The sequence below is a fragment of the Sphingopyxis sp. GW821-FHT10B01 genome (assembly GCF_059415685.1).
Genome location: NZ_JBWKNS010000008.1, coordinates 157,247 through 172,970, shown reverse-complemented (window position 1 = coordinate 172,970; position 15,724 = coordinate 157,247). Strand labels below are relative to the sequence as shown.

Annotated in this window: 12 protein-coding genes; 5 read left to right on the top strand and 7 right to left on the bottom strand. The window is 64.6% G+C overall.

What is annotated here, in order from left to right:
* Positions 1-38 precede the first annotated feature (38 nt).
* Complete coding sequence (locus AC07NV_RS21520; RefSeq protein ID WP_495168430.1) at positions 39-1,448, top strand: helix-turn-helix domain-containing protein; 1,410 nt, start codon at positions 39-41, stop codon at positions 1,446-1,448.
* Here the strand turns inward: AC07NV_RS21520 and AC07NV_RS21515 are convergent.
* On the bottom strand, positions 1,445-2,341 hold the full coding sequence (locus AC07NV_RS21515) for a LysR family transcriptional regulator (protein WP_495168429.1): 897 nt from the start codon (positions 2,339-2,341) through the stop codon (positions 1,445-1,447). The genes AC07NV_RS21520 and AC07NV_RS21515 overlap by 4 nt on opposite strands.
* A 110-nt stretch (positions 2,342-2,451) precedes the next feature.
* Here AC07NV_RS21515 and AC07NV_RS21510 point away from each other — a divergent pair, with 110 nt between their 5' ends.
* Positions 2,452-3,237, top strand: coding sequence for an SDR family NAD(P)-dependent oxidoreductase (locus tag AC07NV_RS21510; protein ID WP_495168428.1), 786 nt, complete (start codon positions 2,452-2,454; stop codon positions 3,235-3,237).
* Positions 3,238-3,365: 128 nt separating this feature from the next.
* On the opposite strand, the gene AC07NV_RS21505 is transcribed toward AC07NV_RS21510, so the two are convergent.
* The 3 genes from AC07NV_RS21505 to pgi form a co-directional block, all read right to left on the bottom strand.
* Positions 3,366-4,382 (bottom strand): SDR family oxidoreductase, encoded by a 1,017-nt coding sequence (locus AC07NV_RS21505; RefSeq protein ID WP_495168427.1) that lies wholly within the window; start codon positions 4,380-4,382, stop codon positions 3,366-3,368.
* 60 nt (positions 4,383-4,442) lie between these two features.
* Complete coding sequence (gor, locus tag AC07NV_RS21500) at positions 4,443-5,789, bottom strand: glutathione-disulfide reductase (protein ID WP_495168426.1); 1,347 nt, start codon at positions 5,787-5,789, stop codon at positions 4,443-4,445.
* A gap of 108 nt (positions 5,790-5,897) precedes the next feature.
* Positions 5,898-7,403, bottom strand: a complete 1,506-nt coding sequence (gene pgi, locus AC07NV_RS21495) for a glucose-6-phosphate isomerase (protein ID WP_495168425.1) — start codon at positions 7,401-7,403, stop codon at positions 5,898-5,900.
* A gap of 196 nt (positions 7,404-7,599) precedes the next feature.
* Here pgi and lepB point away from each other — a divergent pair, with 196 nt between their 5' ends.
* Genes lepB through era form a run of 3 tightly spaced genes read left to right on the top strand, consistent with a single transcriptional unit; the run spans position 7,600 to position 9,985 of the window.
* Positions 7,600-8,418, top strand: a complete 819-nt coding sequence (lepB, locus tag AC07NV_RS21490) for a signal peptidase I (protein WP_495168513.1) — start codon at positions 7,600-7,602, stop codon at positions 8,416-8,418.
* On the top strand, positions 8,415-9,095 hold the full coding sequence (rnc, locus tag AC07NV_RS21485; RefSeq protein ID WP_495168424.1) for a ribonuclease III: 681 nt from the start codon (positions 8,415-8,417) through the stop codon (positions 9,093-9,095). The genes lepB and rnc overlap by 4 nt, the downstream gene beginning before the upstream one ends.
* Entirely contained in the window at positions 9,092-9,985 is an 894-nt protein-coding gene (gene era / locus AC07NV_RS21480) for a GTPase Era (RefSeq protein WP_495168423.1), read from the top strand. Before rnc ends, era begins: the two co-directional genes overlap by 4 nt.
* Positions 9,986-10,000: 15 nt before the next feature.
* Here era and AC07NV_RS21475 read toward each other — a convergent pair whose 3' ends face one another.
* The 3 genes from AC07NV_RS21475 to topA form a co-directional block, all read right to left on the bottom strand.
* Positions 10,001-11,782: a vWA domain-containing protein gene (locus AC07NV_RS21475; RefSeq protein WP_495168422.1), complete on the bottom strand. Its 1,782-nt coding sequence runs from the start codon at positions 11,780-11,782 to the stop codon at positions 10,001-10,003.
* Positions 11,783-11,919: 137 nt separating this feature from the next.
* The gene (locus AC07NV_RS21470; protein ID WP_495168421.1) at positions 11,920-13,047 is read right to left on the bottom strand and encodes a lipase family protein; all 1,128 of its coding nucleotides are present in this window, start codon (positions 13,045-13,047) and stop codon (positions 11,920-11,922) included.
* 68 nt (positions 13,048-13,115) lie between these two features.
* On the bottom strand, positions 13,116-15,680 hold the full coding sequence (gene topA, locus AC07NV_RS21465) for a type I DNA topoisomerase (protein WP_495168420.1): 2,565 nt from the start codon (positions 15,678-15,680) through the stop codon (positions 13,116-13,118).
* Between the last annotated feature and the right edge of the window lie 44 nt (positions 15,681-15,724).

Below are 15,724 nucleotides of genomic sequence, written 5' to 3'. Positions count from 1 at the left end.
GGCGGCTCGACACCCATCGCAATGGGAACCCATCTTCGATGGCACGGCAGCGTATTTTTGCTGGAGCAAAGCTCAGGGAACTCCGTATCGCGCGGGGCGCCAAACAGGCCGATTTTGCCACCGGGCTCGGCATCTCGGTTTCTTACCTCAGCCAGATCGAGCATGATGATAGACCGCTCACGCCTGCTCTGCTCGACAGGCTGCAAAAGCTGTTTCCGCTGGAATGGGAAGAAGTCGCGGCGGACGCCGGCGACCGCCGCGCCGGGGCGCTTCGTGAAGCTGCAGCAGACCCGCTTTTCGCCGCGTCGCCTCTCGCCCCCGAGCAACTCGAACGCGCGGCGCTCCAACAGCCACAGTTCGCCGATCAGTTCGTCGCACTTCATGCCGCCTATCGCCGCGCGGGGCAGCGATTGCAGATCATCGACGAGGCGCTGACCGGCGGCACCGCCGAGGGTAGCCGCCTGCCGTGGGAAGAGGTGCGCGACTGGTTTCACGATGCCGGCAATTATGTCGACAGCATCGACCGCGCCGCCGAGGCGCTGGCGGGGCAATTGCGTGGCAAGGCCCCCTCTCCGACGGTCGAGACGATCGAACGGCGGCTGCGCGATGCGCTTGGCATTTCGATCGTCTACAATCAGACACAGGCCCTGCGCGACTTCGATGCGACGATGCGCCATCTGGTGATCGACCCGTCGCAGCCCGCCGAGAGCCGGCGCTTCCAGCTGGCGCACCAGCTTGCGGCACTCGCTTTGGCGGGTGAGATTGCCGCAGTCGTCGAGGCCTCGCCGCTCCGCACCGCGGCGGCACGCCAGCTGCTCCACGTCGGCCTCGCCAATTACGCCGCGGGCGCGGTGCTGATGCCATACACGCCCTTCCGCGCCAGCGCGCGCGCGGTGCGGCACGATATCGACCGGCTGCGGATGCAATATGGCGTGAGCTTCGAACAGGCGTGCCACCGCCTCTCGACGCTCCAGCGACCCGGCGCGCGCGGTATTCCGATGTTCTTCTGCCGTGTCGACATGGCGGGCAATATCACCAAGCGGCACTCGGCGACCCGGCTGCAGTTCGCGCGTTTCGGCGGCGCCTGCCCCTTGTGGATCGTGCATGAGGCGGCGGCGATCCCCGACCGCATCCTGTTCCAGCTCGCCGAGACACCCGATGGTCTGCGCTATGTCTCCATGGCCAAGGGGCTGGTGAAACCCTCGGGAAGCTATGCGCGAAGCCCGCGCCGCTACGCCGTCGCATTGGGGTGCGAGGCGCAATATGCCGGCGACTTCGTCTATGCCGATGGGGTCGATGTCGCCGCACCGCAAGCAGCGACGCGGATCGGCCTGTCGTGCCGCATCTGTCCGCGCGACGATTGCGACCAGCGCGCCTTCCCGCCGAGCGACCGCCCGATCCTCGTCGATCCCGACCGGCGCGACGTCGTGCCCTACCGGATCGGCTAGGCCGCGATCACCAGCTCTTCGTCGAGAAAATCGAGAAAAGCACGGATGCGCGCCGCCGCGCGGTCCTCGGGTGCGTAAAGCGCGTGGATATCCTCACCATCGCCGGGGTTATAGTCGGGCAGCACTTCGACGAGCCGCCCCGCCGCCAGATCCTGCGCGACATGAAAACGGCCGTGTCGCGCGATGCCGCCGCCCGCGACCGCCATCTGACGCACGACCTCGCCTGAATTGCCGAAGAAGCTGCCGTGGACGGGGCGTTGAACGATCTTGTCGTTGATGCGGAACGGCCAGCTATCGACCGACCGGCGGAAGCTGAAACGCAGGCAATCATGCGCTTCGAGATCGTCGGGAGTCCGCAGTGTACCGCGCCGCGCGAGATAATCGGGGCTGGCAATCAGCAGCATCCGGCTGTGACCGAGCTTCTTGGCGCGCAGCCGCGTGTCGCGCAGCGGCCCGATACGGATCGCAATGTCGGCGCGCTCCTCGACCAGATCGACGATCGTATCGGACAGCGCAAGGTCGACGGTGATGTCGGGATAGCGCGCGGTGAAGCGCGGCAAGATGGGCAGCAGCCCCATCGTGCCGATCGAGGGCGAGGCGTTGATGCGCAGCAACCCGCGCGGCCCCTGCCGCTCGCTTCCGAGGCCGGCCTCAACCGCCGTAATATCGGCGAGCAACACGCTCATCCGGTCGCGATAGGCGACGCCTTCGGCGGTCAGCGCCAGCGACCGAGTCGTCCGGCGCATCAGCGTGACGCCAAGGCGCTGCTCCAGCCGCGCGACGCTGCGGCTCACGGCCGATGGCGTCAGCCGTAGCGCCTTGGCGGCAGCGGCAAGACTGCCGCCGTTCGCCACCGCCAGAAACGTCTCGATATCGCCGAACCGGTTGTCCATTGCTATTCCTGATTTTGAATCACCACTGAAGTGATGAAGCGCATTCTAATCAACAATGCCGAACAACGCTATCTTCGGTTCATCAAATTGCACCAACGAAGGAGCTCCCAATGGACCTGAAACTCAAAGGCAAGACGGCCCTCGTCACCGGATCGACCGCCGGCATCGGCTTTGCGATTGCCAAGCGGCTTGCCGAAGAAGGCGTCGATGTCGTCATCACGGGCCGCAACCAGCAGAAACTCGATGAAGCGGCGGCCGAACTGGCGCAGGTCGGTACGATCCGCGCCGTGCTTGCCGATCCCGCGACCGCCGAAGGTGCCGAGGCGTTGATCGCGGCGGTTCCCGCGGTCGATATCCTCGTCAACAATCTCGGTATCTATGAAGCCAAGCCTTTCGCGGAGATCAGCGACGCCGACTGGCATCATATCTTCGAGGTCAATGTCGTGAGCGGCGCGCGGCTGTCGCGCCATTATTTCCCCGGGATGCTCGAAAGAAATTGGGGCCGCGTGATCTTCATCGCGAGCGAAAGCGGCCTGCTGCCGCCCGCCGAGATGATCCATTACGGCATGACCAAGACCGCGCAGCTGACGATCGCGCGTGGGCTTGCCGAACAGACCAGGGGCACCGGCGTCACCGTCAACAGCGTGCTCCCCGGCCCGACACGCTCGGAAGGCATCACCGACTTCATCCGCTCGGTCGTGTCGAACCCCGAGGCATCCGAAGTCGAACGCGAAAAGGCGTTCTTCGAAGAGCTTCGCCCGCTGTCGCTGATCCGCCGCCTGATCGAGGCCGACGAGATCGGCGCGATGGTGACGTACCTCGCGAGCCCGCTCGCCGCGGTGACCAACGGTGCGGCCATCCGCGCCGAAGGCGGGATCGTGCCGACGATTGCTTGAGAATCCTCCCCTCCCGCTTGCGGGAGGGGTCGGGGGTGGGCAGCCAAGTCGCATGGCCCACCCCGCAGCGACTAGCGAGCAAGCTCGCAAGTCTCGCTACCCATCCCCTTTACGGGAGGGGTTTTCACTCAGACCTTCACGATCCCGCGCTCGATCAGACTATGCGCCGTCGCGAGGATCGCTTCCTCCGGCGTGCGCATCGTCCAGCCGAGCGTCTTCATCGCATGGCTGCTGTCGCCGCCGCGAACATTCCCGAGTTCGGCGACAAGCTGCTTCAGTTCGGGCCGGACCAGCGCGAACAGCTTGAGCAGCCAGTCGGGCATCTTCCGCGACGGCACCTTTCGTGCCTTCTCGCCCAGATTGGCGCGGAGCAGATCCGCGACATCGATCATCTTCAGGAACGGGCCCGAACAGACATAGCGCTCGTCGCGAATGCCCGGCGTGGTCAAGGCGCGATAATGGAGATCGGCGACGTCGCGCACATCGATGATCCCGAAACCGATGTCGGGACACATCGGCACCTTGCCCTCCAGCAACTGCTTTACCAGTTCGATCGAGGTCGACAGATCGTCCGACAGCAACGGCCCGAACACCGCCGCGGGATTGACCGAGGCGAATTCCATGTCGTCGCCCTCGGCCGCCACCCAGTCGCGCGCCGCGCGCTCGGCGACGGTCTTCGAGCGCGGGTAAGGCATGACATGGGGGTCATCGAGATTGGTCCAGTCGGCCTCGCTATAGATGCCGCCGCCCTTGCCATGTCCATAAGCGACCGCTGCCATCGACGAGGTGAGGATGAAGCGCTTCACCCCGGCAGCCCTGGCGAAACGCAGCGCGCGCAGTGCGCCTTCGCGCGCCGGAACGATCAGCTCGTCGGGATGTTTGGGCACGTCCAGCGGAAAGGGCGATGCGACATGCGCGACATGGCTGCACCCCGCCATCGCCTCGGCCCAGCCGGCATCATTTTCCAGATCGGCGGCGAAGAAGCGCAGCCGGTCGTTGTCGACATCCAGCCACCCGCGCACTTCTGCCTCGCGTTTCAGGCTGCGTACCGTCGTATGCACCGTCCAGCCGTTTTCGATCAGCTGCCGGATCAGGAAGCCCGCGATATAGCCGCTGCCCCCGCTGACCAATGCCGTGCCCGCCATGCGACCCTCCCCTGCCAATAAGGCGGGGAGAATAGCGCATGCGGGTTGCAGGTCGAAACCTTATTTCAGCAGCACCAGCTCCTCGGCCATGCTCGGGTGCAGCGCCACCGTGTTGTCGAAATCGGCCTTGGTCAGGCCCGCCTTCACCGCGATCGCCGCTGCCTGCAGGATTTCCGGCGCGTCGGGGCCGATCATGTGCAGCCCGACGACCTGGTCGGTCGCGGCGTTGACGATCATCTTGTACAACGCGCGCTCGTTCCGGCCCGCGAGGACATTCTTCATCGCACGGAAGTCGCTGGTGTAGACGCGGATGCTGCCCAGCTTGTTGCGCGCCTCGGCCTCGGTCATGCCCACCGCGCCGATCGGCGGGTGGCTGAATACCGCGCTCGGGACATTGGCATAATCGACGAGCGTCGGCTTGTTGCCAAAGAAGGTGTCGGCAAAGGCCTGGCCTTCGCGGATTGCCACGGGGGTCAGCTGGATGCGATTGGTCACATCGCCGACCGCGAATATGCTCGGTACCGACGACTGGTTTCGCTCGTCGACCTTGACCGCGCCATCCTTGTCGAGCTCGACCCCGACATCCTCGAGGCCCAGCCCCTTGCTGTTCGGAACCCGCCCCGCCGCGACAAGCACCGCATCGGCCTGGATCGGGTCGCAATTTTCGAGGTGAACGGTCAACGAGCCATCGGCATTCTTCTCGATCGACTTGAACGGCGCGTTGAATTTGAATTCGATGCCCTTGGTCATCGAAATCTGCAGCAGCCGGTCGCGGATCTGTTCGTCATAGCCGCGCAGGATCGTGTCGCCGCGATTGACGATCGTCACCTTGCTGCCGAATTCGTTGAAGATGCCGGCGAATTCATTGGCAATATAGCCGCCGCCCGCGATCACGACGCGTTTCGGCAATGTGTCGAGATGGAAGACCTCGTTCGACGTGATCGCATGTTCGCTGCCCGGAAATTCGGGGACGTGCGGCCAGCCGCCGGTTGCGATCAAAATGCGCTCGGCGCTGAGTTCCTGCCCGTCGGCGAGCCGTATCTTTTGCGGGCCGATGATCGTCGCGCGGGTCTTGAACAGCGTCACCTTGTGATTGTCGAGCGTCTGGCCATACAGCCCCTCGAGCCGGGTGACTTCGTCGAGAACATTGTCGCGGAGGCGGTCCCAGTCGAATTTGCATTCGGGGACGTCCCAGCCGAACTTGCGCGCGTCCTTCAGATCTTCCGCAAAATGGGCGCCGTAAACGAGCAGCTTCTTGGGCACGCAGCCACGGATGACGCAAGTGCCGCCGACCCGATATTCCTCGGCCACGGCGACGCGCGCGCCGTGCGACGCGGCGATGCGCGAGGCGCGAACGCCGCCCGACCCGGCGCCGATGACAAACAGGTCGAAGTCGAAATTGCTCATGGTAACCCCTGATCTTGATGGTCGCGTGCTATCCGCGCTGGCGGCCTATGTGGTTGTGCCGCACCGAGATGCCAATCGAATTTTGCGGTCACAGTGATAGAGCGCGCTCTATTCGCCAAGCGCAGCCTGCATCAGCGCGCGGGTCGCCGGGTCGAATTCGACCGTCCCTTCGGCCAGCCCTTTTGCCATTTCCTTGCCGAGCTCGACCCCGAACTGGTCGAACGGGTTGATACCCAGCAAGACGGCATTGGCGAACACGCGATGCTCATAGAAGGCGATCAGCGCGCCGAGACTGCGCGGTGTGACTTCGTCGAGCAGGATCGTCGTCGACGGACGATTGCCCGGATAGTTGCGCGCACCGTCGGCGCTGGCGCGTCCGGTCATCAGCGCCGCGCCCTGCGCGATGCAATTGGCGACGAGCGTTTCGTGGTGCGCGTCGTCGAGCAGATGATCGGGCTCGCGCGCCACGACGAACTCGACCGGGGTCAGGTGCGTGCCCTGATGGAGCAGCTGGAACACCGCGTGCTGCGCATCGGTGCCGACCCCGCCCCACGTGATCGGCGCGCTGTCGCGGCCGACCGGCTCGCCATCCAGCGTCACCGACTTGCCGTTCGATTCCATCTCGAGCTGCTGAAGATAGTCGGGAAGCAGGCGCAGCCGCTCGTCATAAGCGAACACCGCGCGCGTCTGGCAGCCCATACGGTTCGCATAGATCTGGTCGGCGAAGGCGGCGAGCAGGCAGACATTCTCGGCCCCGTCGCTCAGCCGGAAATGGCGGTCCATCTCGGCCGCGCCTTCGAGCAGGTCGGCAAAGGCGTCCCAGCCGAGCGCCAGCGCCGCGGGAAAGCCGATCGACGACCAGAGCGAATAGCGTCCGCCGACACTCTCGTTGAACGGCAGGATGCGCGTCTCGTCGATGCCCCATTCGATCGCGCGCTCGGGTCTGGCGGTCAGCGCGATGAAGCGGCCGACGGGATCCTCCACGCCTGCCTCGTCGAGCCACTGCAGCACCGAATTGGCGTTGAGCAGGGTTTCGGTGGTGGTGAAGGTCTTCGACGCGACCGCCACCAGCGTATGCTCGGGGCTGAACCTGGCGAACACTTCGTCAAGCGCGGCGCCGTCGACGTTCGACACCACCGCGACGTCATAGCGGTTGCTGTGGCGGCCGAGCGCGTCGACGAGCAGGTCGGGACCAAGCGCCGATCCGCCAATGCCGATGTGCAGCAAGTGGCGGATCTCGCCGAACGCACCGGCCTCGATCGCATCGATCATCATCCGCATCCGCTGATGCAGCGCCTGCGCGGCGTGAACCGAATCCGGCGCCCCGTCGCCGCGCTCGGCGCTATGCTCGGCGGCGCGGTCTTCGGTCGGGTTGGCGATACCACCGGAAAACAACGTCTTGCGTCGGCCCGCGAAATCCTGCGCGGCGGCAAGGTCGGACAGGATCGCGACGGCGGCCGCGTCGAGATGCGTCTTGGCAAAGTCGAACCGGATGTCGGCGACGCTGCGCACCAGCGCCCGCAACCGCGCTTCGGGATCCGCAGCGACCAGCGCGGTCAGCGTCTGCGGCTGCCAGTCGGAAAGGGCCTGCCAGGCCTGCGGGGCTGTCGTCATGGTCTATCGTCCTCAAACGGGTGAATCTTTCCCATTCTCTAAGCCCGCGGCCCGCCGCGCGCCAGCGCCATCCACCGATATTTGCTTGACGTGGCAACCTATTCATCGCCAATGCCGCGCGATGACCAATGCCAGCATTCCCGCCGATGTGACGCCTCCGACCGGGCCTGCGCCATCCGCCCCCACGCCCGCGCCGGTGTCCGCCAAGGAAGAGGCCGTCGACACGGTTCGCTTCCTTGCGCTGCTCGCCATCGCGGTGTTGATTTTCCGCAGCTTTTTCCTGTCGCCTTTCAACATTCCATCGGAATCGATGCAGCCGCGGCTGCTGATCGGCGACTATCTGCTCGTCAACAAAATGGCCTATGGCTATTCGAAATACAGCCTGCCGTTCAGCGTGCCACTCATCCCCGGCCGCATTTTCGCGCGCACCCCCGAACGCGGCGACGTCGTCGTGTTCAAGGCGCCGCCGGTCGCCGACAATGATTATATCAAGCGCGTGATCGGCCTGCCTGGCGACAGCATTCAGGTGAAAGACGGCATCGTCTGGCTCAACGGCAAGCCGCTCAAGCGCGAAGCCATTGCAGATTTCGTGATCCCGGTGACCCCCAACATGGTCGACGCCTCGCGCGAGACGGGCACCCTGCCCTGCTATTCGCCCGAGTTCGAAGAGGTCGCCGCCGACGGCCAGCGCCAATGCCGGTACAAGCAGTTCCGCGAGACGCTGCCGGGCGGTAAAAGCTATAACATCCTCGACATCACGACGATCGCCGAGGACAACACACCGCTGGTCGTCGTGCCCGCAGGCCATCTGTTCCTGATGGGCGACAACCGCGACCGCAGCGCCGACAGCCGCTTTCCCGCGATGGAAAATCAGGGCATCGGGATGGTCCCCGAGGAAAATCTGGTCGGCCATGCGCTGGTCGGCATGTTCTCGACCGACGGATCGGCGAGCTGGATCAACCCGATCAGCTGGTTCACCGCCGCGCGCTGGAGCCGCATCGGGGATGGCTTTTGAGCGATAAGCTCGACACCGGGGCGCTCGCCGGGATTATCGGCTGCACCCCGGACGACCCGGCGCTCTACGATCTGGCGCTGACCCACGGCAGCACCGGGCGCGCCGATTACCAAAGGCTGGAGTTCCTCGGCGACCGTGTGCTCGGGCTGGTGATTGCGTCCGAACTCTACACGCGCTTCCCGACCGCCAGCGAAGGCGAAATGTCGTCGCGGCTGCATGTCCTCGCTTCGGGCGCGACCTGCGCGGCGATCGCGCAGCGGTTGAAGCTGACCGACCTCGTTCGTTTTGGCGCGCAAGCGCGCAACGATGGCGGCCGCTACAGCGATAATATCGCCGCCGACGCCATCGAGGCGCTGATCGGTGCGCTCTATCTGGATCAGGGCGCCGACGCCGCGCGCCGCTTTATCCTGAGCAACTGGGGCGATATGATCGACGGGCAACAGGCCGCGCCGAAGCATCCGAAGGCGGCGTTGCAGGAATGGGCACTGGCGCGCAAACGCCGTCCGCCCGAATATGAAATCGTCGCGCGCGAAGGCCCCGACCACGCCCCGCGTTTCCGCGTGGCCGTCAGCATCGGCAAGCTCGCCCGCGCCGAAGCCGAAGGCGCAAACAAACAGGCGGCCGAAAAGGCCGCAGCGGCGGCCTTGCTCGCCGAACTCGAAGGAATGAAAATATGACCCACCGCTGCGGATTTGTCGCCGTCGTCGGCGCGCCGAATGCGGGCAAATCGACGATCGTCAATGCGCTCGTCGGCCAGAAGGTCGCGATCGTCAGCCCCAAGGCGCAGACGACGCGCACGCGGCTGATGGGGGTTGCGATGGACGGCGAAACCCAGATCGTCCTGATCGACACCCCGGGCATCTTCGCTCCCACGCGCCGGCTCGACCGCGCGATGGTTGCCGCTGCGTGGAACAGCCTCGATCAGGCCGAAGCCATCCTCGTGATGATCGACGCCGCCGCCAAGCTCGGCGAACGCGCCGAACGCGTGCTGCAGGGGATCGAGGGACGACCCGAGAAGAAGTTCCTTGTCCTCAACAAGGTCGATCTGACCCGGAAGGACAAATTGCTGACGACCGCGACGACGCTCAACGAGCGCGTGAAGTTCGACGAGACCTTTTTCATCTCCGCCAGCACCGGCGACGGGGTTCCCGAACTGAAAGCCACGCTGGCGAGGCTGATGCCCGAGGGGCATTGGCATTTCCCCGAGGACGAAGTCAGCGACGCGCCCGAACGGATGCTCGCCGCCGAAATCACGCGCGAACAGCTCTACCGCCAGCTGCACGAGGAATTGCCGTACCAGTCGACCGTCGAGACCGAGAAATTTACGACGCGTCCCGACGGCAGCGCCGAAATTCATCAGCAGATCCTGGTCGCGCGCGACAATCAGCGCGCGATCATCCTCGGCCACAAGGGCGAGCGGATCAAGGAAATCGGCAGCAAATCACGCGCCGAACTCGCCGAGCTGCTGGGTCGCAAGGTTCACCTGTTCCTGCATGTAAAGGTCAAGGCGAACTGGGACGAGGACCGCGGCGTCTATCGCGACATGGGACTTGATTGGGTCGACTGATCCTGTCGAGCCCGGCTAACTCGTCGCCTCGCGGCGCAGCGAGATGCGCGACTGTCCGTCTTTCGTCCTGAGGTCGAGCCGGTCGCCTTCGAGTCGATAGCGCATTTCAAGATCGCCGCCGGGAATACGGATCATATTTTCGTCGATCTCATAACCCTGGAGCAGCTCGTTCTCACCCTTCCGCGGCCGCCCGAAATAGGTGATCAACTCTTCGTCTTCGGTGAATTCGAGGACGTCGTTGCGCGACAGTTCATCGACACCGTTCAGCGCCACGACGCGCCACTTGCCAACAACGCGCATGGCGTGCCGTTCGGTCTGCGAAGGCATCGGCGGTGCGGCCTCGCTGCCATAGCCGGCGTAGAGCGCGGCCTTGCCATGCATCGTGTCGACCAGCCCGCGCTCGTCGGTCAGATCGGCATAGTCGACCGCCGCGAGCCGCCCCTTCAGCCCGTCTAACAACGCAAAGGCGCGGCGCGGGTCGCCGTCGAGATGAAAGGCGCGCGTCGAAGCATCGAGCACCAGATATTCGTCGACGAGCATATGCGCGAGCCGGAGATTGGCGGGCGGCGCGGCCGTGGGCGCCTGGACGGCAAGCTTTTCAGCGCGCTTTTTCCCGTCGAGCGCGCTGACATAGGACAGGCTGACATCCATCAGCGGCGCGCCGTCGTCGACGGCCGCCGCGGGCAGGAAGCTGCGCCCCTCCGCCTTGCCGAGCGAAGCGTAGATGCCGCCGCCGTTCGACGAGAGGAACGCGCTCGGTACCGTGACCGTCACCGCGCCGTCGCGCCCGTCGCGCATCATGCCGTCGGGGACGCCGAACACGCCGGTGATACGATAGCCGTCGCGCGGCGCCAGCGTCATGACCAGGTCGTGCGCGACCTCGCTCACCATGTTGCGGAAATCCTTCTGCATCAGCTCGCGGCCCTTGTCGGGCCCGTCGATGAAGAAGAGATTGCCGCCGCGCACGCTCGAAATCTGGGTCGCGAGGCGCCCGTCATATTGCACCCCGACACCGATCGTCGTCAGCCCGATCCCACGCTTCGACGCGTCGCGCGCCATCGCCATGAATCCCTCGGCGGAGGTGTCGCCGACATTGGGCTGCTCGTCGGTGAACAGCATCATGCGGACATTGCCGTCGAAGCTTTTTGCCTCGGCAAAGGCCGCGTCATATCCGATGCGCAGCCCCTCCTCCATATAGGTCGAGCCCTCGATCTCGATCGCGTCGATCGCATCGTAAAGCCGCTGCTTGTTGCCCCCCGCGCCCGTCGGCTGAAGGTGGACGTTCGAATCGCTTCCGTAAATCGTAATGCCGAGCCGGTCGCCAGGCGCCATCTCTTCGACGATCTGGTGCAGCGCCGCCTTCACATTGGCGATCGGTTCGCCGTCCATCGACCCCGAGCGATCGACCACCGCCATCAAGCTTAACGGCTCGCGCTTGAGCGCTGCCGCGTCGACGTTGGTATCGAAGCCGAGGCCTACGAAGAGCAGGTCGTTGGCGCGCGTCGGCAGGTTCGCGGTCATTGCGTAAAGGTTGAGGCATAATATTTTGGCGCAGGCCGTTCCCGCGGGCAGCGACAGGTCGTGCTCGCCGAGCAGCCCTTCGACGGTCAGCGATTCGGGGCGCGGCAGCGTGTTCGCCTCTTCGGCCATCATGCGAAAATGCTGGATGTCCTGCGCACCGCCCTGTCGCAGCGCGCCGGTGACAACGATATAGCTGAAATCAGCCTCGTCCTCTTCCTGCACCTCCTGCGCGAACGAGGGGATCGGCGCCATCGCGATCAGCAAGGCAAGGGACATCAACGGTGTGCGAAGGATCTTCGGGCTCGGCATGACACTCTCCCCAAAAAGCGCATTATGGGGAGCCAAGCTATCACGGAAGTAATTGATGTCGTAGCAGATAATATACGTCCGCATGCGCCATGGTGAAACGCGCGCTAAATCCGCCGGCAGTCGTTCGGCGGCGGATTGCCGTCGAAGCGCGACGTGATCCAGCCGATCGTCTCTTGGGCGCTTTCGCGCGCGCTCGCGCCATGATCGCCGGTCATGTCGATCCAGCGAAGCTGCGTCCCGCGCCGGCAGACTGCCTTGGCGAATTTGCGCGTCACGGCGGGCGCGACGATCGTGTCGTTTCGGCTCTGCGCGATCAGCAGCGGTCCCGGAACGCGCGCGGCGTCGATGCTGTTGGCGCGCGCGAAGCTCCCGAACGGTTCGATCTCTGCAATATCCTTGCTCTTCGTTGCGCGAACGATGGTCAGGATGCCGAGAATGGTGCCAAGCTTCGGCTTCTTGTCGAAGCTTACGCAATTATTTTCGGCCAGCCGGTGAATGATGCCCTGGTTCGTGCGGTTGGCGACGGGATCGAGCGAAAAGCCGTAAAGCGTCGACCAACTGTGCAGGGTGAAGGACAGCAGCAGCGCGCGCGCATTCTTGTCGCTACCCTCACGCAAGTTGGCGGCAAGATCGGTTGGCGGCGCCGCCGCAGCCGTGCCGACCAGCGCCAGGTCGGGGGCATAGGAGCGCGCGGCGATCGCGGTCCATAGCGCCGCGTGACCGCCCTGTGATTCACCCCAGACGGCAAAGCTGCTGCCCGCCGCGGCGCCCGGAATGTCGCGCGCCGCACGCACGGCATCGAGGACCGAATTGGCGGTATCGGTGCCGACAAGAAACGGGTGCATCGTCGGGTTCGCAAGGCCGATATAATCGGGCGCAACGACGACATAGCCATTACGCACCGCGTCCATTCCCGCCGTCGCGGCGAAGAAATTCGGGCTGAGCGAGGGCGCGCATTTTTCGGCGACGCCCCATGCGCCGTGAGTCCAGGCGATCACACGGCGCGGGCGCGGTGGGATGGCTTCGCGCGGCGCCGCAACGATGCCTGTAACCTGAAACGGTTTACCATATTGGTTCGTCGTCCAATATTGGACGCGCCATGCTTGCACTCCCGCCGGCGTATTCTGAATCGGGTCCGCAGAGATCAGGCGCCCCGCCTGCTGCGCCGCCGCGGGCTGCGAAGAAAGTACGGACAGGATGGAAAGCAGGAAAGCGGCGAGCAGGTGGCGCATGGACAGTCTCCCGGATGCGCCACCCTATCATGCCTTTGCAGCGACGCAAACGTCGCGCGCCGAGCCCCTTATTCCGCCGCGGCCTTCTTTGCCGGAGCCTTCTTGGCCGGGGCCTTCTTCGCCGGGGCCTTCTTCGCTGCAGCCTTCTTCGGCGCGGCCTTCTTCTTGCCCTTTGCCGGTCCCTTGGCAGCGCGCGCATCGATCAGCGCGATCGCCTCTTCGAGCGTCAACGTCGCCGGATCGGCACTTTTCGGCAGCGTCGCGTTGGTCGTGCCGTCGGTGACATACGGACCGAAGCGCCCTTCCATCAGCTTCATCTCGCCGCCGCTCGTCGGATGCGGGCCGAAGGTGTTGAGCGGTTCGGCCTTGGTGCGCCCGCGCCCGCCGCCCGCTGCCGCCTCGGCGATGCGGACCACGGCAGCGTTCATCCCGATGTCGAAGATTTCGGCAGTGCCCGTCAACTTCGCATATTTGCCGTCGTGGAGCAGGTAGGGACCATAACGCCCCAGCCCTGCCATGATGACCTTGCCGCTTTCGGGATGTGTTCCGACTTCGCGCGGCAGGCTGAGCAGCCGCAGCGCATCGTCGAGGTCGAAATCTTCGCCCGGTATGTCCTTCGGGATCGACGAGCGCTTTGCCTCCTTGCCGTCGCCAAGCTGGATATAGGGGCCAAAGCGCCCGCTGCGCTTGGTCACTTCCAGCCCGGATTCGGGGTCATTGCCCATCGTCTCGGGGCCTGTGTCGGCGCCGTCGCTGCCGCCTGGCTGCGCGAACTTTCGCGTGAACTTACAGTCGGGATAGTTGCTGCACGCGATGAACGGCCCGAACTTGCCGCCCCGCAGCGCCAGCTTGCCGGTGCCGCAATTGGGGCAGATGCGCGGGTCGGTGCCGTCGCCCTTGTCGGGAAAGAGATAGGGGCCGAGGAATATGTCGAGCTCCGCGGTGATCTCCGACGGTTTCTGCTCCATCACCTCGCCGGTGCGCGGTTTGAAATCGCGCCAGAAACGGTCGAGCACCGCCTGCCACTGCGCACGGCCGCCCGACACATCGTCGAGCTCTTCTTCGAGCCCCGCGGTGAAATCATATTGGACATAACGTTCAAAGAAGCGTTCGAGGAACGCCGTCAACAGACGCCCGCTTTCCTCGGGAGAGAAGCGGTTCTTCTCGACCGTCACATATTCGCGGTCCTTCAGCACCTGAAGGATCGAGGCATAGGTCGACGGACGCCCGATGCCGAGCTCTTCCATCTTCTTGACGAGGCTCGCTTCCGAATAGCGCGGCGGCGGCTGGGTCTCGTGCTTCTCGACCTCGATTCCGGTCTTGGCCGGGGCATCGCCCTTCGCCATCGCGGGCAGCAGGCGCGCATCGTCGTCATCGGCCGCTTCATCGCGGCCTTCGTCATAAAGCGCGAGGAAGCCGGGGAATTTGATCACCTGTCCGGTGGCGCGCAGCATCGTCTTGCCGGTGCCGTCGGTCAGGTCGATGCTCGTACGCTCGAGCCGGGCCGACGCCATCTGGCTCGCCATCGCGCGCTTCCAGATCAGCTCGTAAAGCCGGCCATGGTCGGCGCTGCCCGCCTTGTCTTTCGAAAAGTCGGTCGGACGGATCGCTTCATGCGCTTCCTGCGCATTCTTGGCCTTGGTCTGATACTGGCGCGGCTGATCGGGGACATAGCCGCCGTCATAACGCGTCGCGATCGCCTTGCGCGCGGCGCTGATCGCGCTGCCGTCCATCTGGACGCCATCGGTACGCATGTAGGTGATGGCACCATCTTCGTAGAGGCCCTGCGCGATCCGCATCGTATGGCTCGCCGAAAAACCGAGCTTGCGCGCGGCTTCCTGCTGCAGCGTCGAGGTCGTGAACGGCGGCGGTGGGTTGCGCGTCAGCGGCTTCGTCTCGACGAGATCGACGGAAAAATGACCCGCCTTCACATCGGCCTCGGCCGCCCGGGCATCGGCTTCGCTGGTGATCGAGAGCCGTTCGATCTTGTCGCCGCGCCAGCGTGCGAGGCGTGCCTTGAACGGCGTGCCGGACATTTCGAACAGGCCGGTGACCGACCAATATTGCTGCGCAACAAAGGCTTCGATCTCGCGCTCGCGCTCGACAATCATGCGCAACGTCACCGACTGGACCCGGCCCGCCGATTTGGCGCCGGGCAGCTTACGCCACAGCACCGGAGACAGCGTAAAACCGACGAGATAGTCGAGCGCGCGGCGGGCGCGATAGGCGTCGATCAGATCATCGTCGAGCGCGCGCGGATGCGCCATCGCGGTGAGCACGGCATCCTTGGTGATCGCATTGAAGGTGACCCGGTCGACATCTGCCGGCAACGCCTTCTTGCTGCGCAGCAATTCCTGCACATGCCAGCTGATCGCCTCGCCCTCGCGATCAGGGTCAGTCGCGAGGATCAGACGGTCGGCAGATTTCGCGGCGTCCTGGATTTCCTTCATCCGCTTCGCCTTGTCGGGATAAAGCTGCCACTCCATCGCAAAGCCGTCGTCGGGATCGACCGAACCGTCCTTGGGCGGCAGGTCGCGGACATGGCCATAGGATGCGAGCACCTTGAAATCGCGCCCCAGATATTTCTCGATCGTCTTCGCCTTGGCGGGCGATTCCACAATTACCAACTGCATGAAAAACCTTAGTCCTAACTGTCCCTTACGTACGTACGCGTGAG